This window comes from Streptomyces sp. NEAU-174 (assembly GCF_052665095.1).
Genome location: NZ_JBQTCE010000013.1, coordinates 128,702 through 154,692, shown reverse-complemented (window position 1 = coordinate 154,692; position 25,991 = coordinate 128,702). Strand labels below are relative to the sequence as shown.

The 25,991-nt window shown below is 73.2% G+C and carries 17 protein-coding genes and 1 pseudogene; 8 read left to right on the top strand and 10 right to left on the bottom strand.

Annotated features, from left to right (window positions below; translation table 11 throughout):
* Positions 1 to 5 precede the first annotated feature (5 nt).
* On the top strand, positions 6 to 1,088 hold the full coding sequence (gene hemE / locus ACT2CW_RS33245; protein WP_445519283.1) for a uroporphyrinogen decarboxylase: 1,083 nt from the start codon (positions 6 to 8) through the stop codon (positions 1,086 to 1,088).
* Between the two features lie 67 nt (positions 1,089 to 1,155).
* Entirely contained in the window at positions 1,156 to 2,691 is a 1,536-nt protein-coding gene (locus ACT2CW_RS33240; RefSeq protein ID WP_445519282.1) for a hypothetical protein, read from the top strand.
* Between the two features lie 223 nt (positions 2,692 to 2,914).
* Here ACT2CW_RS33240 and ACT2CW_RS33235 read toward each other — a convergent pair whose 3' ends face one another.
* The 4 genes from ACT2CW_RS33235 to ACT2CW_RS33220 form a co-directional block, all read right to left on the bottom strand.
* A complete protein-coding gene (locus ACT2CW_RS33235) occupies positions 2,915 to 4,306 on the bottom strand; it encodes an FAD-dependent oxidoreductase (protein ID WP_445519281.1) in 1,392 nt (463 codons plus the stop codon).
* Between the two features lie 42 nt (positions 4,307 to 4,348).
* On the bottom strand, positions 4,349 to 5,800 hold the full coding sequence (locus ACT2CW_RS33230; protein WP_445519280.1) for an MFS transporter: 1,452 nt from the start codon (positions 5,798 to 5,800) through the stop codon (positions 4,349 to 4,351).
* A 107-nt stretch (positions 5,801 to 5,907) separates the two neighbouring features.
* Positions 5,908 to 6,750, bottom strand: a complete 843-nt coding sequence (locus tag ACT2CW_RS33225; protein WP_233361851.1) for an IclR family transcriptional regulator — start codon at positions 6,748 to 6,750, stop codon at positions 5,908 to 5,910.
* Positions 6,747 to 7,928, bottom strand: a complete 1,182-nt coding sequence (locus ACT2CW_RS33220) for a 4-hydroxybenzoate 3-monooxygenase (protein WP_445519279.1) — start codon at positions 7,926 to 7,928, stop codon at positions 6,747 to 6,749. Before ACT2CW_RS33220 ends, ACT2CW_RS33225 begins: the two co-directional genes overlap by 4 nt.
* A gap of 109 nt (positions 7,929 to 8,037) precedes the next feature.
* Between ACT2CW_RS33220 and ACT2CW_RS33215 the strand changes: the two genes are divergently transcribed.
* Genes ACT2CW_RS33215 through hemQ form a run of 3 tightly spaced genes read left to right on the top strand, consistent with a single transcriptional unit; the run spans position 8,038 to position 12,132 of the window.
* The gene (locus ACT2CW_RS33215) at positions 8,038 to 9,879 is read left to right on the top strand and encodes an IclR family transcriptional regulator domain-containing protein (protein WP_445519278.1); all 1,842 of its coding nucleotides are present in this window, start codon (positions 8,038 to 8,040) and stop codon (positions 9,877 to 9,879) included.
* Complete coding sequence (hemG, locus tag ACT2CW_RS33210) at positions 9,876 to 11,411, top strand: protoporphyrinogen oxidase (RefSeq protein ID WP_445519277.1); 1,536 nt, start codon at positions 9,876 to 9,878, stop codon at positions 11,409 to 11,411. The genes ACT2CW_RS33215 and hemG overlap by 4 nt, the downstream gene beginning before the upstream one ends.
* A gap of 4 nt (positions 11,412 to 11,415) precedes the next feature.
* Complete coding sequence (hemQ, locus tag ACT2CW_RS33205; RefSeq protein WP_182471485.1) at positions 11,416 to 12,132, top strand: hydrogen peroxide-dependent heme synthase; 717 nt, start codon at positions 11,416 to 11,418, stop codon at positions 12,130 to 12,132.
* A gap of 440 nt (positions 12,133 to 12,572) precedes the next feature.
* Here the strand turns inward: hemQ and ACT2CW_RS33200 are convergent, their stop codons facing one another.
* The 4 genes from ACT2CW_RS33200 to ACT2CW_RS33185 all read right to left on the bottom strand — a co-directional run bounded on the left by ACT2CW_RS33200 (position 12,573) and on the right by ACT2CW_RS33185 (position 18,608).
* On the bottom strand, positions 12,573 to 14,432 hold the full coding sequence (locus ACT2CW_RS33200) for an alpha/beta hydrolase (protein ID WP_445519276.1): 1,860 nt from the start codon (positions 14,430 to 14,432) through the stop codon (positions 12,573 to 12,575).
* 85 nt (positions 14,433 to 14,517) lie between these two features.
* Positions 14,518 to 15,324: a TIGR04222 domain-containing membrane protein gene (locus ACT2CW_RS33195; protein ID WP_445519275.1), complete on the bottom strand. Its 807-nt coding sequence runs from the start codon at positions 15,322 to 15,324 to the stop codon at positions 14,518 to 14,520.
* A gap of 969 nt (positions 15,325 to 16,293) precedes the next feature.
* Positions 16,294 to 17,277: a TIGR04222 domain-containing membrane protein gene (locus ACT2CW_RS33190; protein ID WP_445519274.1), complete on the bottom strand. Its 984-nt coding sequence runs from the start codon at positions 17,275 to 17,277 to the stop codon at positions 16,294 to 16,296.
* A gap of 5 nt (positions 17,278 to 17,282) precedes the next feature.
* Positions 17,283 to 18,608: a DUF692 domain-containing protein gene (locus ACT2CW_RS33185; protein WP_445519273.1), complete on the bottom strand. Its 1,326-nt coding sequence runs from the start codon at positions 18,606 to 18,608 to the stop codon at positions 17,283 to 17,285.
* 467 nt (positions 18,609 to 19,075) lie between these two features.
* On the opposite strand from ACT2CW_RS33185, the gene ACT2CW_RS33180 reads away from it, so the two are divergent.
* Entirely contained in the window at positions 19,076 to 21,055 is a 1,980-nt protein-coding gene (locus tag ACT2CW_RS33180) for a transglycosylase domain-containing protein (protein WP_445519384.1), read from the top strand.
* 36 nt (positions 21,056 to 21,091) lie between these two features.
* Here the strand turns inward: ACT2CW_RS33180 and ACT2CW_RS33175 are convergent, their stop codons facing one another.
* Both ACT2CW_RS33175 and ACT2CW_RS33170 read right to left on the bottom strand, forming a co-directional pair.
* Complete coding sequence (locus ACT2CW_RS33175) at positions 21,092 to 22,348, bottom strand: hypothetical protein (RefSeq protein WP_445519272.1); 1,257 nt, start codon at positions 22,346 to 22,348, stop codon at positions 21,092 to 21,094.
* A 142-nt stretch (positions 22,349 to 22,490) separates the two neighbouring features.
* On the bottom strand, positions 22,491 to 23,933 hold the full coding sequence (locus ACT2CW_RS33170; protein WP_445519271.1) for a hypothetical protein: 1,443 nt from the start codon (positions 23,931 to 23,933) through the stop codon (positions 22,491 to 22,493).
* Positions 23,934 to 24,086: 153 nt separating this feature from the next.
* On the opposite strand from ACT2CW_RS33170, the gene ACT2CW_RS33165 reads away from it, so the two are divergent.
* Together ACT2CW_RS33165 and ACT2CW_RS33160 are read left to right on the top strand one after the other, a co-directional pair.
* Positions 24,087 to 25,385, top strand: coding sequence for a molybdopterin-dependent oxidoreductase (locus tag ACT2CW_RS33165; protein WP_445519270.1), 1,299 nt, complete (start codon positions 24,087 to 24,089; stop codon positions 25,383 to 25,385).
* A gap of 26 nt (positions 25,386 to 25,411) precedes the next feature.
* Positions 25,412 to 25,894: pseudogene (locus tag ACT2CW_RS33160) on the top strand (hypothetical protein); the annotation flags it as partial.
* Between the last annotated feature and the right edge of the window lie 97 nt (positions 25,895 to 25,991).

Sequence of the window (25,991 nt, the reverse complement as noted above, 5' to 3'; positions counted from 1 at the left end):
GGGGCATGAGCGCCAACGAGCGGCCCTCGGGCCAGCAGCAGACCGGCCGTGCCGCGGCCAGTGCCACAGCCGATTCGGCCTTTATGCGGGCCTGCCGCCGGGAGCCGGTGCCCCATACACCTGTGTGGTTCATGCGGCAGGCGGGGCGCTCGCTTCCGGAGTACCGCAAGTTGCGCGAGGGCATCGCGATGCTGGAGTCCTGCATGCGGCCCGACCTGGTCACCGAGATCACGCTCCAGCCGGTGCGCCGCCACCGGGTGGACGCGGCCGTCTACTACAGCGACATCGTCGTGCCGCTCATGGCCATCGGCATCGACCTCGACATCAAGCCCGGAGTCGGGCCGGTCATCGAGCGGCCGATCCGCACCCGCGCCGATCTGGAGCGGCTGCGTCCGCTCGACCCGGACGATGTGAAGTACGTCACCGAGGCCATCGGGGCGCTCGTCGGCGAGCTCGGCGCGACCCCGCTCATCGGCTTCGCGGGCGCCCCCTTCACGCTCGCCAGCTATCTGGTGGAGGGCGGCCCCTCGCGCAACCACGAGCACACCAAGGCGCTCATGTACGGCGACCCGGCGCTCTGGGCCGCGCTGCTGGACCGGCTCGCCGACATCACCACCGCCTTCCTCCAGGTGCAGATCGAGGCGGGCGCCTCGGCCGTCCAGCTCTTCGACTCCTGGGTGGGCGCCCTGGGCCCCGCCGACTACCGCCGCAGCGTGCTGCCCGCCTCCTCGAAGGTCTTCGCCGCCGTCGCCGGATACGGTGTGCCGCGCATCCACTTCGGCGTGGGCACCGGTGAGTTGCTCGGGCTGCTCGGCGAGGCGGGCGCGGACGTCGTGGGCGTCGACTGGCGGGTGCCGCTGGACGAGGCCGCCCGGCGGGTCGGCCCCGGCAAGGCGCTCCAGGGCAATCTCGACCCCGCGGTGCTCTTCGCCCCGCGTACGGCCGTCGAGGCCAAGGCGGACGAGGTGCTGGAGGCGGCCCGGGGGCTGGAGGGGCATGTCTTCAACCTCGGCCACGGCGTGCTGCCCAGCACCGATCCGGACGCGCTCACCCGGCTCGTCGAGTATGTGCACACCCAGAGCGCATAGCGCGCACCTTCTGTGAAGGTCTGAACCAAGCGGGAACCCGCGTGCCTCCCGTGGCGTCGTGAGGGGCATGACCGACATGCCCGCCACCGCGCTGTCAGACCCGCAGGAGTCGCCGGAGTGTGTCCACTTCGTCGACGACTGGCACGGCATCCTCCACGAGACCTATGGCGGCGACTCGGACCGGGTCGTCCTGGACTGTGCCAGGCGGCTGGCGGCCGATCCCGCGGGCGAGGGGGCGTACGCCTGGACGCTCGGGCTGGTCATGATGGCCGCGCACATCGGCCGGTTCTCCCGTAAGGACGTCGCGGCGGCGGCCCTGGAGGCGCTCCACGCCACCGACCGGCGGCTGCGCGAGGCCCCCTGCGCCCACCGGACGCATCCGTACGAGGGCGACCTGGACGACCGGATCGACCACTTCGTGGACGATCTGCCGCTGCTCACCAACGGGTTGGCCGAGGACCGGGACCCCGACTGGGAGGACGACGCCACCAAGGAGCAGTGGCTGTGCCCGCGCGACATCGCCGGGTACGCGCGGGTCGCCATCGACATCATCGCCCCCGGCAGCGTGGGCGGCATCCCGCCCCGGCTCCCGGTCCGCGACGCGCGCCGCGCCGAGGATCTGCGCTCGATCGTCTGGGACTACCCGAGCGCCGCGGTGGACCCCGCCCAGGAGCTGTCCGCCTACGCCAGGAACCTGGTCGCCAACCCCCTGGGCTACCACCGCGCCGGGCTCGTGGTCGTGCTGCACTCCGCCTGCTGGTACGCCGCCAGCGGCCGGATCCGCGACCGGCGGGTCCTGGACACCATGGTGGACGCCCTGGAGGCGGTGCTGCCCGGCCTCGGCGGCGCCTCCTGCGCGCACGGCGAGGGCGAGCACCCCGAGGTCGGCCGGGACACCGCGGAGCAGGCCACCGTGGGCATCCACCTGCTCAGCCCCGGCGGCCGGGGCGTCTACCGCCACTGGCACCGCGAGGAGCTGGAGACGGCGCCCCTGGAGGCGTGGCTGTGCCCCGCCTTCCTCGCCGCGATCGCCCGCGAGGCGCTTGACCATCTGCGCACCGGCCGTGAGCGGCTCTTCGGCCTCCGGGACACCGCCCACCTGGACGAGGCGCTGCTGCGCCCCGACGGCCGGCTCGACGTCGAACGGCTCACCCACGCCGTGCGCTTCCGCTGCCGGGACGGGCAGGCCGCGGAGGACGCCGGGCTGTGGGCCGCCCGGCGGTTCGCGGCGGGCCCGGCTGATTCGCGCGAGCGGCTGGTGCTGCTGCTGGTGGCCTGCTGGTCGGTGACCTCGGGCGAGGAGGCCCCGCCCGAGGCCGTCCACCGGGATCTGCGGGCGATCCTCGGCGCGGTGCGGGCCGACCTGGCGGTCGGGGCCTGCGCGCATGGGGACGCGCATCCGTGGGAGGTGCTGGCCGAGCTGGCGGGCCGCCGTCACTTCGGCTTCCACGAGGACCCTTACGGTGCCCATCTCAACCATCTGTACGCGCCGGGGGAGTACGACGCGCCTGAGCCGTCCTTTGGCGCCGAGGTGTGGGGCTGTCCCCGGCATGTGGCCGGGCGGGTCCGGGAGGCGCTGCGGATCATCGACGGCGCGCGCTGATCCGCGCCGCGGGCGCGCCTGCGGCGGGCTTTCCCCTACCCGCCCCTTCCCGAACCATGGGGCTCCGCCCCCTGGACCCCGGACGGGCTGATTTCAGCCCCTCCGGCGATTGAGGAGCGGGGTCCGGGGCGGAGCCCCGGTTGTGGGAAGGGGCGGGTAGGGGAAAGGCCCGCCGCAGGCGTCACGATCCGCCGGACACCCCGGAAAGAGCGCACGGCGCCGCTCAGCGGCGCTCCGTCGCCCTCACCGTCGTCGCCGCCTTGCGCGCCGCCACCAGTACCGGATCCCACACCGGCGAGAACGGCGGGGCATAGCCCAGGTCGAGCGCCGTCATCTGCTCCACCGTCATCCCGGCGGTCAGCGCGACCGCCGCGACGTCCACCCGCTTGCCCGCCCCCTCGCGGCCGACGATCTGCGTGCCGAGCAGCCGTCCCGTGCGCCGCTCGGCGAGCATCTTCACCGTCATCGGCCGGGTCTCCGGGTAGTACCCGGCGCGGCTGGTCGCCTCGATCGTGACCGCCTCGAACTGGAGCCCCACGGCGGCCGCTTCGGCCTCCAGCAGCCCGGTGCGGGCGATCTCCAGGTCGCAGACCTTGCTGACGGCCGTGCCGACGACACCGGGGAAGGTCGCGTAGTCGCCGCCCACATTGGAGCCGATGACCTGCCCGTGCTTATTGGCGTGGGTGCCCAGCGGAATGTGCCGGGTGCGGCCGGACACCAGGTCGAGGACCTCGACACAGTCACCGCCCGCCCAGATGTTGTCGTAACCGCGCACCCGCATGGCCTGATCGGTCAGCAGCCCGCCGTACTCGCCCACCGGAAGCCCCGCCTCCTGGGCGAGCCCGGTCTCCGGGGCCACTCCCAGGCCCAGGACCACCAGGTCGGCGGGGTATTCGCTCACCTTGGTGGCCACCGCCCGCACCCGGCCGTCCTCGCCCGTGACCACCTCGGTGACCTCCGCGCCGGTCACGGTGTCGATGCCGAGCCCCGACATCGCGTCGCGCACCAGCCGTCCCATGTCGGGGTCGAGCGTGGACATCGGCTGCTCACCGCGTTCCAGGACGGTCACCCGGGAGCCGCGCCGCATGAGCGCCTCGGCCATCTCCACCCCGATGTACCCGGCGCCGATCACCACCGCCCGCTCGACCGGGGTGGCCTCCAGGGACTCCAGCAGCGCCCGCCCGTCCTCCAGGGTCTGCACCCCGTGCACGCCGGGGGCGTCGATCCCGGGCATCCCGGGGCGGCGCGGCCGGGCGCCGGTCGCGATGACCAGGTCGTCGAAGCCGTACCACTGCTCGCCCTCGCCGCGCGGATCGAGGTCCCGCGCCAGGACCCGCTGCCCGGCGAGGTCGATCTCGACGACCTCGGTGTGGGTCCGTACGTCGATCCCGCGGCCCCGGTGGGTCTCGGGCGTCCGCGCGACCAGCTCGTCGGGGCCGTTCACCAGCCCGCCGACCCAGTACGGGATGCCGCAGGCCGAGTACGAGGTGAACGGGGAGCGCTCGAAGGCGAGGATCTCCAGCTCGCTCCGGCTCTTGAGCCTGCGCGCCCGCGACGCGGCGGACATGCCCGCCGCGTCGCCTCCGATGACCACCATGCGCCGTGCCGCCGTCATGTATGCCCCTCCGCCATTGATGTCCGGCTTTAGGCCACCAAGTTAAGCGTGCGAGGTCTGCTCCCGGATCAGGGTGTAGAGCAGCGCGCTGACGAGCATCAGCGCGCCGTCGATGTAGACCGCGTTCGTCCAGCTGCCGTAGTGGTCGAAGAGGGTGCCGCTGAGCGCCGGGCTGACCACCGCGCCGATCTCCCCGACCAGGTTGAACAGCCCGAAGGCCGCGCCGCGTTCGGCCGCGTCCACCACGTCGTTCAGCAGCGCGTGCGCCATCGGCTGGAGCGCGTTGAAGAACAGGCTGGAGACGAAGAGCAGCACGGACATCACCCAGAGGGAGGGCTTCTCATGGGTCTGTAGATACGCGGCGAACACCAGCACCAGCACCCCCTGCACCACGGTGAACGCGATCAGCAGCGGCCGCCGCCCCCACCCCCGGGCCTTCGCCCGGTCCGAGAGCATGCCCCCGGCCGGGAAGCCGAGGATGCCCGCGCCCGCGTTGAAGGTGGCCACCAGCGCGGCGTTCTGGAACGAGCTGTGGGCGGCGTCCGCGACGATCGACACCGACCAGAAGCTGAAGAACCACAGATTCCACATGACCGCGATGAAGGCGAAGCTGAGCAGCAGCACATTGCGGTTCCGCGAGACCGCGCCCAGCCGGCCGCTGCGCCGGGCGAAGATCGCCCCGATGAGCACGAACGCCAGCACACACTCGAGGACCGCCACACCCCAGCTCGGCATCCCGGCCCCGTCGGCGATCAGATAGACCGCCATGACCGCGGCGCACAGCACCGCCGAGATCCCCAGCAGCCGCAGCGTGGAGCCGGTGGCCTTGAGCGGCCCGCCGATGCGGCGCATATAGACCGCCGTGGCCCAGCCGAACGCGAGCGTCGCGGCGCCCAGCACCAGGAACGGCATCCGCCAGGCGTCCTCCTCGCCGAACACCTCCCCGCCCCAGTCGATCAGGTACGGCGCGCTGATGGTCGCGATCGTCAGCCCGATGGACAGTCCGGTGATGGCGACGCCCATGCCGAGACCGGCCTTGGCGGGCGGGGTGCGCTGGGCGATCAGCGAGCGGTCGTTGGAGTAGAAGACGCCCTCGCCGAGCCCGGTCAGCACCCGCAGCACCACGAAGGCGATCAGCCCGCTCATCAGGCCGCTGGCCAGCGTCGCGACCCCCGCCCACAGCAGCGAGACCGCGAGCATGGTGCGGTGTCCGAAGCGGTCGCCGAGATAGCCGCCGGGGAACTGGGTGAGCATGTAGCCCGCGAAGAAGAGACTGCCGATCAGACCGCCGAGCGCGTGCGGATGGCTGGCGGAGCCCAGCATGCCGTGGTCGTGTTCGATCAGCCAGGTGACGACGGGGCCGGTGATGGTGCGGTCGGCGTAGCTGAAGAGCCAGCCGCCCAGCAGCATGGCCCACAGGGTGTGATACGGCTGCCAGCCGCCGCGGGGCGCCTCCCGGCCCTGCGCGGCGGGCTCTGCGGTCACTTCGGGCATGTCTCCATGTCCCCTCTCGGGCCTGGGCGTGTCGGCTCGGCGGCTCGGTTGGTGCCACACAGAATGTGGCCGGGCACCGGGCGCGGCAAGGCGCGTTCCCGGGTCTTTCATCGACCGGAAGCCTCCGCCACGGGGTCTTGCCCCAGGGCGGCGGCGAGGGTACGGGAGATGCCGTGCGCGGCGACCCGTACGGCCGGGATCAGCCCCGGGGCCCGCCCCTCGGCGGCCGGCACCACCACCGACAGCGAGGCCACCACCTCCCCGCCCGGTCCGCGCACCGGGGCGGCGATGGAAAGGCCGTCCATGGTGATCTGCCGGTCGCTGACCGCGATCCCGGTCCGCCGCACCTCGGCCAGGGCGGCCCGCAGCCGGTGCGGGTCCTGGATCGTCAGCTCGGTGTAGCGGCGCAGCGGGCGGGCGCACACCCGCTCGTACAGCCGTGGCGGCCCGTACGCGAGCAGCACAAGACCGACGCCGGTCGCGTGCAGCGGCCAGCGGCTGCCGACCCGGGTGCGCACCTGGACCGCCGAGTGTCCCGAGATCAGCTCGACATAGACCACCTCCAGGCCGTCCCGCACGGCGAGCTGGACGTTCTCGTGGGTGGCCTCGTACAGGTCCTCCATGAACGGCAGGGCCGCCTCGCGCACCCCGACCCCGCGCGGGGAGAGCGTCGCCACCTCCCACAGCCGCAGCCCGATGTGGTACGCCCCGGTGGCGTCGCGCTCCAGGGCGCCCCAGCGGGTGAGCGAGGCGACCAGCCGGTGCGCGGTGGCCAGCGGCAGCCCGGCGCGCCGGGCGAGGGAGGTGAGGGACAGCGAGCGGTGCGAGGCGTCGAACGCGTCGAGGACCGCCAGCACCCGGCCCGCGACCGAGCGGCCGCCGTCCTCCCGGCCGCCGGTGGCGCGGGTGCCCGGTGGGCTGACGGGGATGAGGGGGCCGGAGGCGGTCATGACAGCGGGAGGCCGACGTAGTTCTCGGCGAGCTCGGCGGAGGCGGTGGGGGAGGAGGCGATCCGCTCCAGCCGCGCGATCCGCTCCCGGTCCTCGAACGGGGTCTCGTCCGGGCGCCGGTGGAGCGTGTCCGTCATGAAGTACGAGAACCGCTCGGCCTGCCACACCCGGCGCAGACAGGTCCGCGAATAGCCGTCCAGCAGCTCGGGCGAACCGGTCTCCTGGTGCTGGATCAGCGCCTTGGCCAGCGTGATCACATCGGTGACGGCCAGATTGAGCCCCTTGGCGCCGGTGGGCGGCACGATGTGCGCCGCGTCGCCCGCCAGGAAGAGCCGGCCGTGGCGCATCGGCTCCTGGACGAAGCTGCGCATCGGGGTGACGGAGGTGGCGGTGATCGGGCCGCGCTCCAGCGTCCGGCCCCCGTCGAGCGCGAACCGGGCCGACAGCTCGTCCCAGATCCGCTCATGGGACCAGCCGTCCGGGTCGGTGCCGTTGGGCACTTGGAGATAGAGCCGGGAGACATGGGGGGAGCGCATGCTGTGCAGGGCGAAGCCGCGCCGATGGCGGGCGTAGATCAGCTCCTCGCAGGACGGCGCCACATCGGCCAGCACTCCGAGCCAGGAGTAGGGGTAGGCGTGTTCGAAGGCGCGCACCCGGTCGGCGGGGATCGTGCGCCGTGCGATGCCGTGGAAGCCGTCGCAGCCCGCCACGTAGTCGCAGCTCAGGGTCTGTTCGCGGCCCTCGTGGCGGAAGCGGACGACGGGCGCGGCGGAGTCCGGCTTCTCGATGGCCAGTGCCTCGGCCTCGAACAGCAGCGGGGGACCGCCCGGCTCCTCGAGCTGAAGCGCGATCAGATCCTTGACGATCTCGGTCTGGGCGTAGACCATCACCGACTTGCCGCCGGTGGCGGAGGGGAAGTCCACGCGGTGGCCGCGGCCCTCGAAGCGCAGCTCGATGCCCTGGTGCGGCAGCCCCTCGCGGTCCAGCCGCCCGCCGGCGCCGCACTCCCGCAGCACATCCACGGTGCCCTGCTCCAGGATCCCGGCCCGCTGGCGCCGCTCGACATAGGCCCGGTCCCGGCTCTCCAGCACCACGCAGTCGATCCCGGCGCGGTGCAGCAGCCGGGCGAGCAGCAGCCCGGCGGGCCCGCCGCCGATGATGCCGACGGTCGTGCGCATCACATCGTCCCCCTGGTGTGGTGGTCCATGTCGCTGTGGTGATCCATGCGGCCCGCTTCGCCTTCGCCACTTGTTCGCTGAGTGAAACTTCGTTCATAATCGGCTGGTGATGAGTTTCAGCCCGGTGCCACCACCTGTCAATGGCCCCGTCGGGCCTCTCGAGCGCGGCCTCGCCGTGCTGCGCGAGCTGACCCGGCTGGCCGCGCACGAGGGGCGGACGACGGTCCGGCCCGGCGATCTCGTGCGCGGCACGGGGCTCGCCCGGTCCGTGGTCGACCGCGTCGTGGCCACGCTCGAACAGCTCGGTTACGTCACGCTCGACGGCCGCGACATCGGCCTGGCCGTCCGCCTGATGGAGCTGGGCAACGCCTATCTGGCCGCGAGCGGACTGCCCGCCGCGCTCGGTCCGTTCGCCGAGCGGCTCGCGGACGGGCTCGACGAGTCGGTCTCGGTCGCCGTCCCCGACGGCGGCGGGGTGCGCTTCGTCGTCCAGGTCACCCGCCGCCGCACCATGTCCCTCGCCTTCCGGATCGGCGATCTGCTCCCCGCCGAGCGCTGCTCGCCCGGTGCGCTCTTCGCCGCCGAGTGGTCCGGGGCCGACTGGGCCGCCTGGCGCGCCCGCCGCGCCGAAGACCCCCTGGACACCGCGTTCCCGGCCGTCCCGCCCCGCCATCGGCCCGCCTTCGGCGAGGACTTCGAGGCCCGCGTCAAGGAGGCCGCCCGCGACGGCTGGGCCGTCGACGACCAACTGATCGAACCGGGCCTGGTGGCGGTGTCCGTTCCGGTGCGGGACGCCTCGGGCCGTATCGTCTGCGCGGTCAACGTGGTCAGCCACACCAGCCGCCATGACGTGGACTCGCTGCGGGCGGCGGTGCTGGGGCCGTTGGGGGCGGAACTCCCGGCGATGGAGGCGGCTTTGACGGCGCGGCGGCCCAGGCCGGCTGCTTGGGGCGCTTCGGCTGCCTCGGGTGTCTCGGCTGCCTCAGGTGTCTCGGGTGTTTCGGTCGCTTCGGGCGTCTCGGTTGCTTCGGTTGCTTCGGTTGCTTCGGTTGCCGGGGACTCCGGTACGGCCGTGGGCGAGGATCCCGCGCGGATGGCCAAGCGGGAGCTGGGAGCGGGGTTCCTCCAGTCCCTCGCGCGCGGACTGGCCGTGCTGCGGGCCCTGGGCGGTGGCATGGCGCCCGGCCTCGTCGGCGCGGGGCCGGGCGGCGGCCGGGGCGGGGGGATGACGCTCAGCGCCGTCGCGGAGGCCACCGGGCTGGCCCGGGCCACCGCCCGGCGCTCGCTGCTCACCCTGGTCGAGCTGGGGTACGCGGAGGCCGACGGCCGCGCCTTCCGGCCGCTGCCACGCGTGCTGGAGCTCGGCTACGCCCCCCTCGCGGAGCTCGGCTTCACCGACATCGCCCAGCCGCATATGCGCGAACTGGTCCGCACCGTCCATGAGTCGGCGTCCCTGGCCGTACTCGACGACGGCGACATCCGCTACATCGCGCGCGTCCCCACCGTCCGCATCATGAGCGTCAACATCACCATCGGCACCCGCTTCCCCGCCTACGCCACCTCAATGGGCCGGGTGCTGCTCGCGGGCTTGGACGCCGACGCCCGCGCCGCCCACCTCGCCGGGGTGCGGCCGGAGCCGCTGACCCGGCACACCGTGACCGACGTGGCCGAGCTGGCGCGCGTCGTGGAGCGCGCGGCGGAGGAGGGGTACGCCCTGGTCGACCAGGAGCTGGAGGAGGGGCTGCGGTCGCTCGCCGTGCCCGTGAGGGACGCGCGCGGACGCGTGGTGGCCGCGCTCAACGTGGCCACCCACGCCGGCCGCGGCACCGCCGAGAGCGCCCGCGGCGAACTCCTCCCGGCGCTGCGCGCCACCGCGGCCCGTATCGAGGCCGATCTGGCCACGGCCTCGGCGCATCACGCCCTGGGGGCGGGTGAGAGAGTGGGGGCATGAGAGCGGCGAACACCCCGGGGGCGGGGCGAACCGGTCATGTCGTGGTCATCGGCGGCGGAATCGCGGGCCTCGCGGCGGCCCACCGGCTGCTGGACGGCGGGGCGCGGGTGACGGTCCTGGAGGCGTCGGGGCGGCTCGGCGGCAAGCTGCGCTCGGGGGAGATCGAGGGCGTACCGGTGGACCTGGGCGCCGAGTCGATGCTCGCCCGCCGCCCGGAGGCGGTCGAGCTGGCGCGCGCCGTGGGCCTCGGCGACCGGCTTCAGCCGCCCGCGACCGCGACCGCCTCGCTCTGGACGCGCGGGGGGCTGCGCCCGATGCCCAAGGGGCATGTGATGGGCGTCCCCGGCGATCTGGAGCCGCTGGCCGCGTCCGGGGTGATCTCGGAGGAGGGGCTGGCCCGGATCGCCCGCGACCGCGAGCTGCCGCCGACGCCGGTCGGCGAGGACGTGGCGCTCGGCGGATATCTGGCGGAGCGGCTCGGCCGCGAGGTCGTGGACCGGCTGGTGGAACCGCTGCTGGGCGGGGTGTACGCGGGCGATGTGTACCGCACCTCGATGCGCGCGTCGGTCCCCACCCTGTTCGAGGTGGCCCAGTCCGGGCGCCCGCTGACCGAGGGCGTCCGGGAGCTGGCCGAGCGCTCGGCGCGACGGCAGGACGGCCCGGTGTTCATGGGCATCGACGGCGGAATCGGGCGGCTGCCGCTCGCGGTCGCCGACGCCGTACGGGCCGCGGGCGGCGAGATCCGCACCGGGGCGCCCGTACGGGAGCTGCGGCGCACCGCGGACGGCTGGACCGTCGTGGTGGACGACGCGGGCGGTACGAGCGGCACGGGGGCCGTGGGCGGCGGGTACGGCACGGGCGGCGGGGACGGTACGGGCAGTACGGACAGCCCGCCGGTGGTGGTGGCGGACGCCGTGGTGCTGGCGGTCCCCGCGCCCGCCGCCGCCCGGCTGCTGGCCGCCGCGGCCCCGGCCGCCTCCGCCGAGCTGGCCACCGTGGACTACGCCTCGATGGCGCTGGTCACCATGGCCTTCCGGCGAACCGATGTGGCCTCGCTCGCCGAGGGCAGCGGCTTCCTGGTGCCGCCGGTCGACGGCCGGACGATCAAGGCGGCGACGTTCTCCAGCCGTAAGTGGGGCTGGCTGCGCGACGCCGGTCCCGAGCTCTTCGTGCTGCGTACCTCGATCGGGCGGTTTGACGACGAGGCGGATCTGAAGCGGGACGACGCCGATCTGGTAAGGATGTCGCTCACCGATCTCGGCGAGGCCGTCGGCCTGGCGGCGAAGCCCGTCGCGAGCCGGGTGGACCGTTGGGACGGCGGACTGCCCCAGTACCCGGTGGGCCATCTCGACCGGGTCGCCCGCATCCGCGCCGAGGCCGCCAAGGTGCCCGGGCTGGCGGTATGCGGCGCCCTCTACGACGGGGTCGGCATCCCGGCGTGCGTCGGCAGCGCCCGTAAGGCGGCCGATGAGCTGCTGGGCTCCCTGACGGCCACCCGGGAGCCGGGCGCCGGAGCCGGAGAGCGAGAATAGGGCCATGACTGCTGCACCTGAGAAGACTCCCAACGCCGGTAAGAAGGCCAAGGACCTCAACGAGGTCATCCGCTACACCCTGTGGTCGGTGTTCCGGCTGCGCGATGTGCTGCCGGAGGACCGGACCGGCTTCGCCGACGAGGTCGAGGAGCTCTTCTCCCAGCTCGCCGCCAAGGACGTCACCGTGCGCGGCACCTACGACGTGTCCGGGCTGCGCGCCGACGCGGACGTCATGATCTGGTGGCACTCGGAGACCTCCGACGCCCTCCAGGAGGCGTACAACCTCTTCCGCCGCACCCGGCTCGGGCGCCACCTGGAGCCGGTGTGGTCCAACATGGCGCTGCACCGCCCGGCCGAGTTCAACAAGTCCCACATCCCGGCGTTCCTCGCGGACGAGAACGCGCGCGAGTACGTCAGCGTGTACCCCTTCGTCCGCTCCTACGACTGGTACCTGCTGCCCGACGAGGACCGCCGCAAGATGCTCGCGGACCACGGCAAGATGGCCCGCGGCTACCCCGATGTGCGCGCCAACACGGTGGCGTCCTTCTCGCTCGGCGACTACGAGTGGATCCTGGCCTTCGAGGCGGACGAACTGCACCGCATCGTCGACCTGATGCGCCACCTGCGCGGCTCCGAGGCGCGTCGGCACGTGCGCGAGGAGGTCCCGTTCTACACCGGCCGCCGCAAGGCGCTCTCCGAGCTCGTCGCCGGTCTGGCCTGACGCGCTGACGGGTTGTCCGGCGGGTGCTTCCCCTCCCCGCCCCTTCCCACAGCATCGCTATGCGGCTCCGCCGCGTGGCGGGGGCTCCACCCCAGACCCCGGGGGCGAGGAACCGGCGGTCGCCAGATCAGCTCACCGGCCGGGCCGCCGACCGCGCCACCTGGGTGACGCGGTGGTCGAGCGGCTGGCTGGTCAGCGGGGCCTGGGTATGAGCGGTGCGGCACCCCGCGCTGCCAGCCGTCGACCAGCGCCAGCGACCGGATCCAGGCCATGGCGGCCGCCGGGTGGCCCCAGCAACCCCGCCACGGCAGCCGCGCCGCGAGCCGGTGGCCGTGCGCTGTTCGCGGCGGGCGGTGCGCGGCCGGGGGCTGGGGCGGGAGCCCCAGTTTCGGGAAGGGGCGGGGAGGGGAAAGCCGCCCGCAGGCGTCACTGGCGCCCTCCTACGGCGTGCCCGGGATCGCCGCAGGCTGCTTCCCCGACTCAGGCAGCGGAGCCGGCTCCGGCAGCGGCGTGGGCTCCGGGCGCGGAGCGCAGAAGGCGGACCGCCCCGGGGTCTTCCCGGTCAGCAGATAGGCGTCCACATGGCGGTTGACGCAGTCGTTCGGACCGCCCCACAGCCCATGCGTCCCCGCCTCCCGCTCGGTCACCAGCGAGGAGCCTGGCAGCCGGTGCCACAGCTCCTTCGCCCCCGCGTACGGCGTGGCCGCGTCCCGCTCCGCTGACAGCAGCAGCACCGGCGGCACCCTGACCCGGTCCGCCCTCCGGGGGCCCACGGCCTCCAGGTTCCCCACGTCGAGGGGGCGGCCGGGCTTCAGCGGCCAGAAGGCGCACGGCAGGTTCATCGCCACGTTGTCCCAGGTCTCGAAGGGCGCGCGGCGGGCGAGGGCGGTGTTGTCGCGGTCCCAGGTGGCCCAGGCGCGCGGCCAGGGCGCGTCGTTGCACTCCACGGCGGTGTAGACGGCGTTGCCGTTCTCGTCGTCGGCCGCCTCCGCCGGATCGGGCGCCGCGAGCTCGATCAGCGGCTCGGGGTCGCCACGCAGATACGCGGCCAGCGCCCGGGCGGCCGGGTCCCAGTAGGCATCGTTGTAGCCGGTCCGCAGGAACGCGTTCTGGAGCTGGGCGGTGCCGACGACCCCGCCCGCCGGTTTACGCGCCAGCCGCCGCCGCGCCGTGTCGTACGAGGCGAGCACCCGGTCCGCGGTGGCGCCCAGGTGGTAGGCGGTGTGGTGCCGGGCGACCCAGCGGCGCCAGTCCCGCCAGCGCCGCTCGAAGGCCAGCGACTGGTCGAGGTTGTCGCGGTACCAGATCCACCCGGGGGCGGGGTTGACCACGCTGTCGAAGACCATCCGGCGCACCCGCCCCGGGAAGAGCGTGGCGTACACGGCCCCGTAGTACGTGCCGTACGAGGCGCCCACGAAGGTGAGCCGCCGCTGGCCCAGCGCGGCGCGCAGCACCTCCAGGTCACGGGCGTTGTTCAGCGTGGTGTAGTGCGCGAGCGCGCGGCCCGAGCGGCGCACACAGCCCCGGGCGTAGGCGCGCGCCCGCGCCACCAGCCGCCGTTTGAAGGCGGCCGTGGGGTGCGGCGGGGAACTGGTCGGCGCCTTGGCGTAGGCCGACGGCCGCTGGCAGGACAGCGGGGCGGAGCGGCCCACACCCCGTGGGGCGTAGCCGACGAAGTCGTAGGCGGCGGCCACCCGGCGGAAGGCGTCCTCGGCCGCGTACTCGGGGAACGCCATGCTGGAGGCGCCCGGTCCGCCGGGGTTGTAGACCAGTGCGCCCTGACGCCGCGCCTTCGGGCCGGTGGCCCGGATCCGGCTGACGGTGAGGGAGATGTGCTTGCCGTGGGGACGGGCGTAGTCGAGCGGTACGGAGACCTTTCCGCAGGTGATGGGGGCGGCCAGCGCCTCGGCGCGGGGGCAGCGGTGGAAGGCGACACCGCGCTGCGCCGCGCGCCGGGCGGCGAACGCCACGCCGCGGGTCGCGGCCGCGTCGCCGGGCGGGGCGGCGGCCGGGGCGACCGAGGCGGGTGGGGCGGACCAGGTGGTCCAGGCGGGCGCGGCGGGGGCGACGGGGGCGGCGGGGGCCGAACGGGTCGCAGAGGGCGCGCCCGCGGTACCGGCCGGGGCCGCGGCGGACCTGGTGGACCTGGTGAACGCGGTGGGCGTCGCGGGATCCGTGGCGGCAGCGGGGGCGGTGGCCGCGGCGAGCGGGCGGCCGGTGGCGGGCGTCGCGAGCAGCGCGCTCATGGCCAGCGACAGGGACAGCGGCCCGAGGATGCCGTACAGCGCTGCTGCTCTCACTGGCCATCCCTTCGTGCATCGCGCGATGAAAGGGATATTTGGCGCGCCGGATGACCATGTAAAGCACCGGGCCGCGGTGTCGGGGTCAATGACCCCAATGCGTCTTCAGAGCCGCGCGCAGCGCCGGGTCGGGAAGGGCGGCGGTGCCGTGCACGGCGAGCGCGGTGAGCAGGTCGCCGTCGTCGTCACCGCCATCCGCGTCGCCGCCGGAGCGCTGGGCGAGGGTCCGCCGCGGGGGCACGTCGATCCGGCCCAGCAGCCGCTGACCGGCGGGGGAGGCCCACCGCGAGTACGGATGCGCCTCGACCCGGGCGATCAGCAGACAGCTCGCCGTGAGCAGCAGCGGCAGCACGAACCACGCGGCCACCGGACCGCGCCCGTCCGCGGGCGGCACCAGCAGCAGCGCGGCGGCGGCCGTCGCCAGCACCAGCAGGCAGGCCGCCCGCACATGGCGCACCGCGACCGCCACATTCGTACGGGCCGAGGCGGGCACCGCGAGCCCCGCCACCACCAGCCGGTCGCCCAGCGCCCGCACCGGGGCGGCGGTGGCGAGCGCGACCCGCACCGGCCGCACGGGGGCCTGGCCCTCCGGCCCTATCGCGCCGATCACCGCCCGCTCCAGCTCGTCCCGCGCGTCCGGATCCACCACGGTGACCCAGCCGGTGTGCGCGAGCAGCAGCCGCCGCTCCCGATACATCGTGACGAGTGCCAGATCCCCCACCCGCCGCGGCCCGCCGGACAGGAACGCCGCCTCGTACAGGCTCAGCCCCTTCCCGTCTGCCCCCGGATCGGGCTCCATCGGCTGAGCGGCGGCCACCGCCGCCAGGCACAGCCGAGTGCAACTGACGACTGCCGCGCCCCACGCGACGAGCAGGAAGAGGACCCACAACATGGCCGAGTTCTACTCGACTCGGCCACCGCCGCGCCACAGTTTTCACGATATGAACGACTCGCGCGAATGCGGATCGCTCCGCGCAAGCCCGCGACGGGGTGTCGGGCGGTTGTGACGCCTGCGGCGGCCCGTTCCCCTCCCCGCCCCTCCCCGAAACTGAGGCTCCGCCCCAGACCCCGACCGGGGCTCCGCCCCAGACCCCGGACCGGGGTTCGCCCCAGGCTCCAGGACGGGGTTCGCCCCAGGCTCCGGACCGGGGGTCTGCTCCAGGCCCTGGATCGGGGCTCCGGTCCAGGCTCCGGCCGGGGCTCCGCCCCAGACCCCGGACCGGGGTTCGCCCCAGACTCAGGACCGGGGCTCGCCCTAAGCCGGTCGGAGGAAGTCCACTACGGTTCGGGCAGCGCTCCGAAGGGGCGCGGGGCTGTGTCGATGTGCGGCTCCGCCGCGTGGGCGCGACCAGCCACGATGCGGCCGCAGACGCACGACGGCATCTCGTGGCACTTTCCGCGGAGCGCTTAGGCCCTGGAAGGGGGTCCGCTCCAGACCCCGGGGCCCGGTGGCTTGATCCGCCGTTGCTCGGCTCGGTCGGGCCGCGGTCGGCTGCCCGCACTCGGCGGGCCTCACCGCTGTCCGGCGGTGCTCACCGCTGTCCGGCGGCCCCCCCGGTGGGCAGTGGTGTCCACCGCTGCCCACCGGATGCCCGGCGGTGCCCATCCGTGCTCGGCGACCCCTCGGTGTCCGGCGGTCCCCCGGTGTCCACCCGGATGCCCGGCGACGCCCCCTGGTGTCCGACGGTCCCCCCGGGGGGCCCACCGGTGTCCGGCGATGCCTAGCGGTGCCCGGTGGTGCCCACCCGTGCCCCCCCCGCTACCCACCCGTGCCCGGCGGGCCACCCGTGCCCGGCGGGCCACCCGTGCCCGGCGGCTCCGCCGGGCCTTCCGGCCGCGGCGCGGCCTTTCTCGTGGCGGCTCAGCCGCCGCCTCCGCAGCCGCCGCCCCCGCCACCACCACCGCAGCCGCCGCCTCCGCCGCAGCCCGAACCGCCTCCGCCTCCGCCGCAGGATGAGCCGCCGCAGGAGGAGCCTCCGCAGCCGGAACCGCCGCTTCCACCTCCGCACCACGATCCGCCGCCGGAGTCCGAGGACCCCGAGGATCCCGGCGAACCTGCGGTGGCGGGAACCTTTTGTGCGTCCAGTAGTTGGGCGCGCAGCAGTGGGTCGTCCGCCAGGGCGGCCGCACCGGTCAGGGCGACGACGACCGCCACGGGGATCACCGCCGGTTGGCCGACGGACCGGGCGCGCCGTACGCCGACCCCGGACTCCCTCCGGAACGTCGCCAGCGCCCGCTGCCCGGCGGCGGTCAGCCTTCGCTTGCCCGCGCCGGCGCAGATTCCGCCGATGAGGAAGCCGGTGAACAGCGCGGGGGCGATCATCAGGATCAGCGGAGGCCCGTCGTCGGCGACGGAGGCGATGCTGATCAGGCCGGCCAGAAACACCCCCATCGCGCACAGCCCGACCTGTGTCCGTGCCACACCCCGCCAGAACCGGAGCGCGTCCGGCCGCACCATCAGCCCGCGCCCCGCCAACTGGTCGCCGATCATCTGCACCACCGGACTGCGCATCAGCTCCCGGCGCAGCCACTTCAGGCCGCCGTGCGGGGAGATGGCGCACAGCCGCAGCAGCTCCTCCTCGACCGGACCGCGCGCGACCGGCTGCCGTACCGAGACCACGCCCGGGTCGCCGATCGCCAGCCGCCCGTCCGCGTACATCGCGCTGATCACGGTGTCCGCCACCCGCCCCGGCCCGCCCGCCAGGAACGCGGCCTCCAGCAGGTCGTGCGTCTGGGCGTACACCGGCCCGGAGACCTCCCTGCGCCGGGCCCGGACCGTTCCGGAGATGAGCACCACCGATGACACGGCGACCAGCAGGTAGATCAGGGTCACGATCGTGCCCATGGCGCTCACCGCCCCCCGCTCAGCGCGAGCCGGACCCGGCGGGCCAGCCGTGCCGCCGGGTGGGACGGCAGGGGCGCGGGGCCGGACCGCTCCTGCCACCACAGCGTCAACCGGCGCCGGGCGGCCGCGTCGTCGGGCCGGCCGTCCGCCAGCAGATGCTCGGCGAACGACATCGCGTCGCGGCGGTAGCCGCCGGTCATCGGGCGGCCGTCGGCGTACCGCGTGAACGCCGGGCGGTAGCCGGTGCCCAGGATCTCGGGCAGCTCCGGCGCCACCTTGGCGACGACGGACGCCCGCTTGGCGGTCAGCGCCGCGCTCTGCACCCGCAGCCGCCGCCGGTCGAAGCCCTCGGGCGGCGGGGTGCCGCCGACCAGCGCGGACAGCAGCGCGGCCTGGGCGAGCGCCAGCCGTTCCCGTACGGCGTCCGGCACGGGCGCGTCGGGCGTGGCGGACGCGGTGGACGCGCTCACCGAAGCCTCGGAGGCCCCGGCCCCGGCCCCGGCCCCGGCCCCCGCCGCCGTCACCGCCCGGATCGCGTCCAGCTCGCCCGCGAGCTCCTCGACCGCCGGAAAGTCCTCGTCGCGCTCCAACAGCACCCCGGGCGGCGTCGTACGGGCGCACAGCTCGGCGAGCACGTCCAGCACCGGCTGGGTCACCGGATGGGCGTGGCTGTCGTGCCACACCCCGTCCCGCTCCACCCCGCCCGCCACATGGACGTAGGCGATCGCCGACGTGGGCAGCTCGTCCAGCGCCTTGGCCGGGTCCTCGCCCCGGTTGACGTGGTTGGTGTGCAGATTGGCCACGTCGATGAGCAGCCGCACCCCCGTGCGCTCCACGAGCTCGGCCAGGAACTGGCCCTCGGTCATCTCCTCGCCGGGCCAGGAGATCAGCGCCGCGATGTTCTCCACCGCGAGCGGCACCGGCAGCGCGTCCTGCGCGATGCGCACGTTCTCGCACAGCACGTCCAGCGCGTCACGGGTCCGCGGCACCGGCAGCAGATGCCCGGCCTCCATGGCCGGTGACGCGGTCAGCGGCCCCCCGGCCCTGACGAACGCGATGTGCTCGGTGACCAGCGGCGAGCCCAGCGCCTCGGCCCGTTCGGCCAGCGCCCGGAGGCGGCCGGGGTCGGGCCGCTCGGCTCCCCCGAGGCCGAGCGACACTCCATGCGGGACCACCGTGGTCCCGCGCTCGCGCAGCCGCCGGAGCGCGTCCGGCACATGGTCGGGGCAGATGTTCTCCGCCACCACCTCCACCCAGTCGATGCCGGGCAGCCGCGCGATGTCGTCGGCGATCTCCGGTCGCCAGCCGATTCCGGTACCGAGGCGCACCATGGCTCCTGCTCCCCCTCCTCGTTCCGTACCGCGTCCCCCGCGGTGTGTTCTCGCGTGCCGGGGTGATGACCCCATACAGGGAGGACGAATCCCCCGGCCGCATGGTTCAGAGGTTCATTTGAGCTTCGGGGTGTCACGGAGGGGATGCCCCCATGTCACGGAGGGGATGCCCCCGGGGGCATGCGCCGTGCCCCCGGGGCATGCGCCGGACCGTCGGCCGGTGCGAAAGGTCACCGGGTGGGTGGAGTCCCTGAATATGGTCACTGTTACAAAAATTTAGGGCCCTGTGGCGACAGACGTTCAGAGGGGAAAATAGGATCGGTCTGTCTGGGGGGATGGAAGATCACACCTTTGTGCCGCGCCCGCGCGCGGAGCGAGCGTGGGGGAAACACGTGCTGGGCAGCAGTGACAACGCCATGGGGAAGCACCGCAAGCACCGCCGTAAGCCGTCCTCGAGGAGCCGGGGGATGCGGCTGCGCCGCTGGGCGGCCGCGCGGATCCGGCTGGACTACCCCCGGGCGGGGCGGCGTGGTGTGACGCGATGGCTGCCGTCGTGGCGTCAGATCGCCCTGCTCTTCCTGTTCTCCCTCGGCAGTCTGACCGGTCTGCTGAGCTTTCTGTACCTTCAGACCGACATTCCCAAGAACCTCAACGACTTCGCCACCCAGCAGGACAACGTCTACTACTGGGCCGACGGCACCGAGATGGCCCGCACCGGCCCGGTCAACCGGCAGGAAGTGCCGCTGGACAAGGTGCCGGAAGATGTCCAGTGGGCGGTCCTCGCCGCCGAGAACGCCAGTTTCTACACCGACAGTGGAGTGTCCCCGAGCGGACTGATGCGCGCCGTCACGCGGATGGTGACGGGCGGTGAGACACAGGGCGGTTCCACCATCACCCAGCAATATGTGAAGAACGCCTATCTGAATCAGCGCCAGACCTTCTCCCGCAAGCTCACCGAGATGTTCATGGCCATCAAGCTGGACGACCGGATGACCAAGCGGGAGATCCTCCAGCGCTATCTGAACACCAGCTGGTTCGGACGCGGTAGTTACGGCATTCAGCGGGCGGCGTACGCGTACTACGGCAAGGACGTATCGGAACTCAACGCGAGCGAGGGCGCGTTGCTCGCCTCGCTGCTCAAGGGCGCCGGAACCTTCGATCCCACGCTCAGCGCCAAGAACCACAAGCGGGCCGTCGACCGCTGGAAGTGGGTGCTGGACCGGATGGTCGACATCGGAAAGCTCTCCAAGTCCGAGCGGGCGCGCTATACGACATTCCCCGAGCCCAAGGCGCAGCCCAAGCCGGTGGGGCTCACCGGTCAGGTCGGTTATCTGGTGGAGACGGCCAAGGCGTATGTCAGCTCCCACACCGACATATCCGACGCCGATTTCGACCTGGGCGGCTATCAGATCCACACCACCTTCGAGAAGCCGAAGGTCCAGGCGCTCGCCAAGGCGGTCAAGGAGACCCGGGACAACCTCGACCCCGAGAAGCGCCCCGAGGACCGCCATGTGCGCATAGGCGCCGCGTCCGTGGCCCCGGGAGGCGCCATACGCGCGCTGTACGGCGGCCCCGGCTATCTGGAGCAGGGATTCAACGACGCGAACGCCTCCACCGTCCCGGCCGGCACCTCCTTCACCCCCTTCGTCTACGCCGCGGCGCTGCGCGACGGCGTCCTGCTGGAGCGCAACGGCGCGCGGACGCCCGTGACGCCCTCGACGCTCTACGACGGCGACAACAAGATCGCGGTGCATACGCCCGAGGGTCCGTACTGGGACCGCGCCGGCAAGATCGTGCGGGCCACCAATGACGACGGCGCCTCCTATGGGCAGGTCTCGCTGCGCCAGGCGATCGTGCGGTCCATCAACACCCCGATGATCCAGCTGGGCATGGACGTCGGCCTGGACCGGGTCCGGCAGGCGTCCATCGACGCGGGGCTGCTGCCCAGCAGCTTCGGCGCACGGGTGCCCGCGTTCTCGCTGGGCACCGCGACGCCCAGCTCCATCCGTATGGCCAGCGCCTACGGGACGTTCGCCGCCGAGGGCACCCACTACGCGCCGTACTCGGTGAGCGGGCTCACCCACGGTGGGCAGAAGCTCGAGCTGCGCAAGGACCCCGCCAAGCGGGCCTTCAGCACGGCCGTCGCGGCGCAGGTGGACGACGCGCTGCGCGGCGCGGTCCAGAGCCCGGAGGGTTCGGCGCGCGAGGCCGCCGTGGGCGGTGGCGAGGTGGCCGGTAAGGGCGGCACGGCGCAGGACGGCACCTCCGCCTGGTTCGTCGGCTACACCAAGAAGCTCTCGACGGCGGTCTCGCTGTCCCGGGTGGACCCGAAGTCGCAGGAGCTGATGCCGCTCAAGGGAATGGGCGGGGGAGGCGCCGGCACCTCGGGCGACACCTACCCCATGGACATCTGGAAGAGCTATATGGCGGACGGGGCGGCGGAATGAGCCGCACCGGCGGAAGGGGCCCCGCAACGGGACCGCTTACTTGCTCTTGGTGTACGTGGACCAGTCCGGCGATTCCGCCGGGTCCAGCATCCGCAGCTTCGCCAGGACCTTCGGGTCCTGGGCGTCCAGCCAGTCGGCGAGCTGCTTGAACGACACGCACCGCACTCCGTCGCGGCGGCAGACACTCCGCATCACGTCCTCGATGGCCTGCATATAAATGCCGCCGTTCCAGGTCTCGAAGTGATTGCCGATGAACAGCGGTGCCCGGCTGCCGTTGTAGACCCGCTCGAATCCGTTCAGATATCCCTGGCGGGTCAGCCGCTCCCACTCCGCGTATTTCGCCGGGTCGCCCTCGGTGCTGTCACCGGACTGGTTGAAGAGGAAGTTGAAGTCCATCGAGAGGACCTGCTTCTCGCTCTCCGGGTACGGCACCAGCTGAAGCGGGAAGTTCCATATTCCATCGATCTTGGACGGCCAGAGCTGGAAGTCGCCCGGGGAACTCGCGTCATAGCGCCAGCCGAGGGATTTGATCGCCGGAATCAGCGTCTTCTGGCCCTCCAGGCACGGCGCGCGCCCGCCCACCAGCTCCACGTCGTAGTCGAACGGCAGCGGCTTGATGTCGGTGAAGCCGGTGTTCGTCTTCCACTGCTTCACAAACGAATACGCCTGCTCGGTCTCGCTCTTCCACTCCTGGGTGGACCAGTCCTGCCCGCCCTTGGCGCCGCAGAAATGGCCGTTGAAGTGGGAGCCGATCTCATTGCCGTCCAGCCAGGCCCCGCGCAGCTGCTCCAGGGTCTCCCTGATGTGCTCGTCGGTGGGGAAGGATATGGCGGCCGAGCCCGGCTTGTGCTGGGGCGGCCGATAGAGGTCGCTCTTCGACTTGGGCAGCAGATACATGCCGCTCAGGAAGAACGTCATGGTGGCGTTGGTCTCCTTGGCCACCTCGCGGAAGCGGGAGAAGAGATGGTCGTCGTTCTCCAGCGCGCCGTCCCAGGAGAAGACCACGAACTGCGGCGGCTTCTCGCCCGGTTTGAGCTTCTCGGGCTTGAGCTGGTGCGGCTGCGGTCCGGTGTACGACGTGGAGCCGTCCCCGAGCACCTTGGTCTTGCCGTCCCAATGGGCGTACTTGTCTTCCTTCTTGGGCTCCCTGGGGACCCGGTCCGACTTGGGGGACGCCGCGGCCGCGGGGAGGTCCCCGTCCTGCGCGCCCCCCGCGTCCCCCGGCGAGGTCAGGGCTATCAGCAGCGCCACCACGACGGCCACGGCCGTCAGCGCGCCTATGGGCGCGGCCACGCCATAGGCGTTCCTGGCGTTTAAAGCCTTCAACGCTTGCACGATCTTCAGCGCCTTCACGGGTCCCGCCCCCTGGCAACAGTACAGATGTACGTCCCCCTCAGTATCACAGAAGTATCACGTGCCCTTCACATCGGTCACCTCACCAACCGGTCAGAAGCAGGTGGTTGACGAGCAGTGAGAGACAGGACTGGACCAGGAGCCATCGGCGGCGATCACGGGCGGGCAGCAGCGCGGTGGTCGGCAGCAGCCAGACGAGGAACGGAAGCCAGATCCGCTCCGTCTCGGCCTTGCTCATCCCGGACAGATCGGCCACGACGAGCGCGAGCAGCGCGGCGAAGGTCAGCACGACGAGCCCGTCCGGGGCGCCAGGTCCGCCCGGGCGGTCCAGCCCGGCAGGGCGGCCAAGCCCGCCAGGCCCGCCCGGGCGCAGCCGCCGGGCGGCGTCGGGCACCGCCGACAGCATCCGCCGCGCGCCCGCGACACACGCGGGACCGGCGACCACCGACGCGACGGCCAGATTGGCCCAGACCCAGTACGCGTACGGGCGATCGGAGGCCACGCCCTGGTAGTAGCGCTCGACCAGCAGGGAGTACCCCTCCCACCACCGGAACCCGGCCAGCGTGAACGCCCCGGCCACCACCGCCACCCCGGTCAGAACGAAGGGCAGCGGCCGCGCGGTGCGGGCCAGCAGCAGTACGGCGACGGCGGGCAGCGCCAGCAGCGTCAGCCCGTACGAGAGATACGCCGTCAGCCCCAGCAGCAGCCCGGAGCCCAGCGCGACCGCCCCGGGCGCCCGTACCGTACGCGTCGCCGCGAGCGCCAGCAGTGCGAGCCCCCAGGCCGCGACGGCCGCGAAGTAGCCGTCGGCCGAGGCGCCCGCCCATACCGCCCCGGGCGCCAGGACCAGGAACGGGGCGGCCGTGCGCGCCGCCCGCTCCTGCCCCAGGGCGCGCAGCGTGACCAGGACCGCGACCGCCGCCGAGCCGCCCACGGTGACGCAGAAGGTCCCCGCCCAGCCACCGCCGCCCAGACCCAGCCGGTCCAGGCCCACGAAGGTGAGCACGGCACCCGGCGGATGGCCCGCGATATGGGCGGGCCAGTGGTCGGGCTGGGTGAGCAGGATATGGCCGGTGAAGCCGCGCAGGGCCGCGCCGATGTCCTGGAACCGGTCGATGCCGCGCAGATACTCATGGCGCGCCGTCAGCCGCTCCGCCACCCCGCGCCGCCATCCGTCGACCAGCGCCAGCGACCAGATCCAGGCCATGGCCGCCGCCCAGACGGCCCCCAGCAGCCCCCGCCACGGCAGCCGAGCCGCCAGCCGGTGGCCGTGGAGGACGACCGCCGCGGCGACGGCCAGGGCGAGGGGCGTACCGGGGCCCACATGGGGCAGCCAATCGGCGTACAGCGGCGCCCAGTCGACGTACAGGGAGTGATCGGCCCGCTGGATCAGGGTGCCGACGACGGCGGCGACGGCGAAGAGCAGGGCGGCGGCAGCGGCGGCGAGCACGTCCCTGCGACGGCCGGTCCGCTTGTCGTCCTGGGCGGGCCGGATGTCGGCACCGGTGCGGAGAGGGAGCTTCACGACGTCACGCTACGTCGCCGATCACGCCGCCGGGCCGCCGCGCCGCGCGCTGTCATCGGACCGTCAGATCTTCCCGGTCAGGGCCCGTGACGTCACCGTTTTGTCATGGGCTCAAGACGCCTGGAGGCGGTGCGGCGGTCCTACGGTCATGCCATGAGCCACCCTCCCCGTACCGACCGTGAGCGCCGCGACCGTGAGCGCCGAGCCCTGTGGCGCAGCCCGCTGCGCGGCCCCTGGCTGACGTCCGTCTTCGGCCTGGTCCTGCTCTTCGGCATCCCCGTGCTCTTCGTGACCGGACTGCTGTCGTACGCCGCCTACAACCCCGATCTGTCCCCGGTCAACGACAAGACACCGGACAAGGGGCTGCTGGGCTTCTACCTGTTCTCCTGGCCGACAGACCCCTCCTGGCTCTACCGCGTCACCCAGGGGGTGCATGTCACGCTCGGGGTCGTGCTCGTCCCCGTGCTGCTGGCCAAGCTGTGGTCGGTCATCCCCAAGCTGTTCGCCTGGCCGCCGGTGCGGTCCCTGGGGCACGCGCTGGAGCGGCTCTCGCTGCTCCTGCTGGTCGGCGGGGGGCTGTTCGAGTTCGCCACCGGCGTGCTCAACGTCCAGCTGGACTACATCTTCCCCGGCTCCTTCTACCCGCTGCACTTCTACGGGGCGTGGATCTTCATGGCCGCCCTCGTGGTCCATGTGGCGCTGCGGCTCCCGCTCATGGTGCGGACGCTGCGCAGCCGCGAGCTGCGGGCCGAACTGCGCACCCGTACCTCCGACACCCGGCCGGAGCCGCCGGACGAGACCGGCCTGGTCAGTCCGCGGCCCGCCGCGCCGACCATGTCGCGGCGCGGCGCGCTCGCCATGGTCGGCACCGGCTCCTTCGCGCTGCTGGTGGTGACGGCCGGTCAGAGCATCGGCGGGCCGCTGCGCACGAGCGCGCTGCTCGCCCCGCACGGGCGTGAGCCGGGCCGAGGGCCGAACGGCTTCCAGATCAACAAGACCGTGGCGGCCGTCGGCATCCGCGCCCGCGACATCGGGCCCGACTGGCGGCTGGTGGTGTGGGGCGCGGCGGGCCACGAGACCGTCCTCACCCGGGAGCGGCTGCTGCGGCTCGAGCACCATGGCGCGGCGCTGCCCATCGCCTGTGTGGAGGGGTGGTCCACGGCCGACCAGCGGTGGGAGGGGGTGCGGCTGGCCGACCTCGCCGCGCTGGTGGGGCATGCCGACCGGCCGCCGAGGGTCCTGGTGGAGTCGGTGCAGCGGCACGGCTCCTTCCGCAGCGTGGTGCTGAGCGAGCACCAGGTCCGCGATCCGCGCTCGCTGCTGGCGCTGAGGGTCAACGGGGCGGATCTGTCGCCGGACCACGGCTATCCGGCGCGGGTGATCGTGCCCGGGGCCCCGGGTGTGCACAACACCAAGTGGGTCGGGCGGCTGACGTTCGGGGGGACGGCGTGAGGCTTCTCGGACTCCGGGGGGACGGTGTGGGGTTTCTCGGGCGGAGCCGTGTCGGGCTGCGGCGGCTGGACGGCGAGTCGCCGCTGCGGCTGGTGCTGTTGCTGTGCTCCTTCGCGCTGACCGGCTATGCCGGGGTGAGGCTGCTGAGCGGCGACTGGTTCGGGATCGTGCTGTGGTTCGCCGGAGCCGCCGTCCTCCATGACCTGGTGCTGCTGCCGCTGTACGCGCTCGCCGACCGCGCCGTGGCGGCCGTGCTCCCGACCCCGGCCCCGGCCCGGTGGATCAACCATGTGCGGGTGCCCGCCTTTGTCTCCGGTGTGCTGCTGCTGGTGTGGTATCCGCTGATCCTCGGCCGGCGGGAGCGCCGCTACGAGAACGCGACCGGGCTGAGCGCCGATGTCTTCTGGCCGCGCTGGCTGCTGATCACCGCCGCGCTCTTCGGTGCCTCGGCCCTGTGGCTGGTGATCCGGGTGGTGATCCGGGGATGGCGGCGTCGCCCGGGGGCTCGGGGCGGGGCTGCGGAGGGCGGGGCGGACGGGTCTGACGGGTCGGCCGCTTCGGACGCCTCGGACGCCTCGGGCACCTCGGGCATCTCGGACGGGGAGC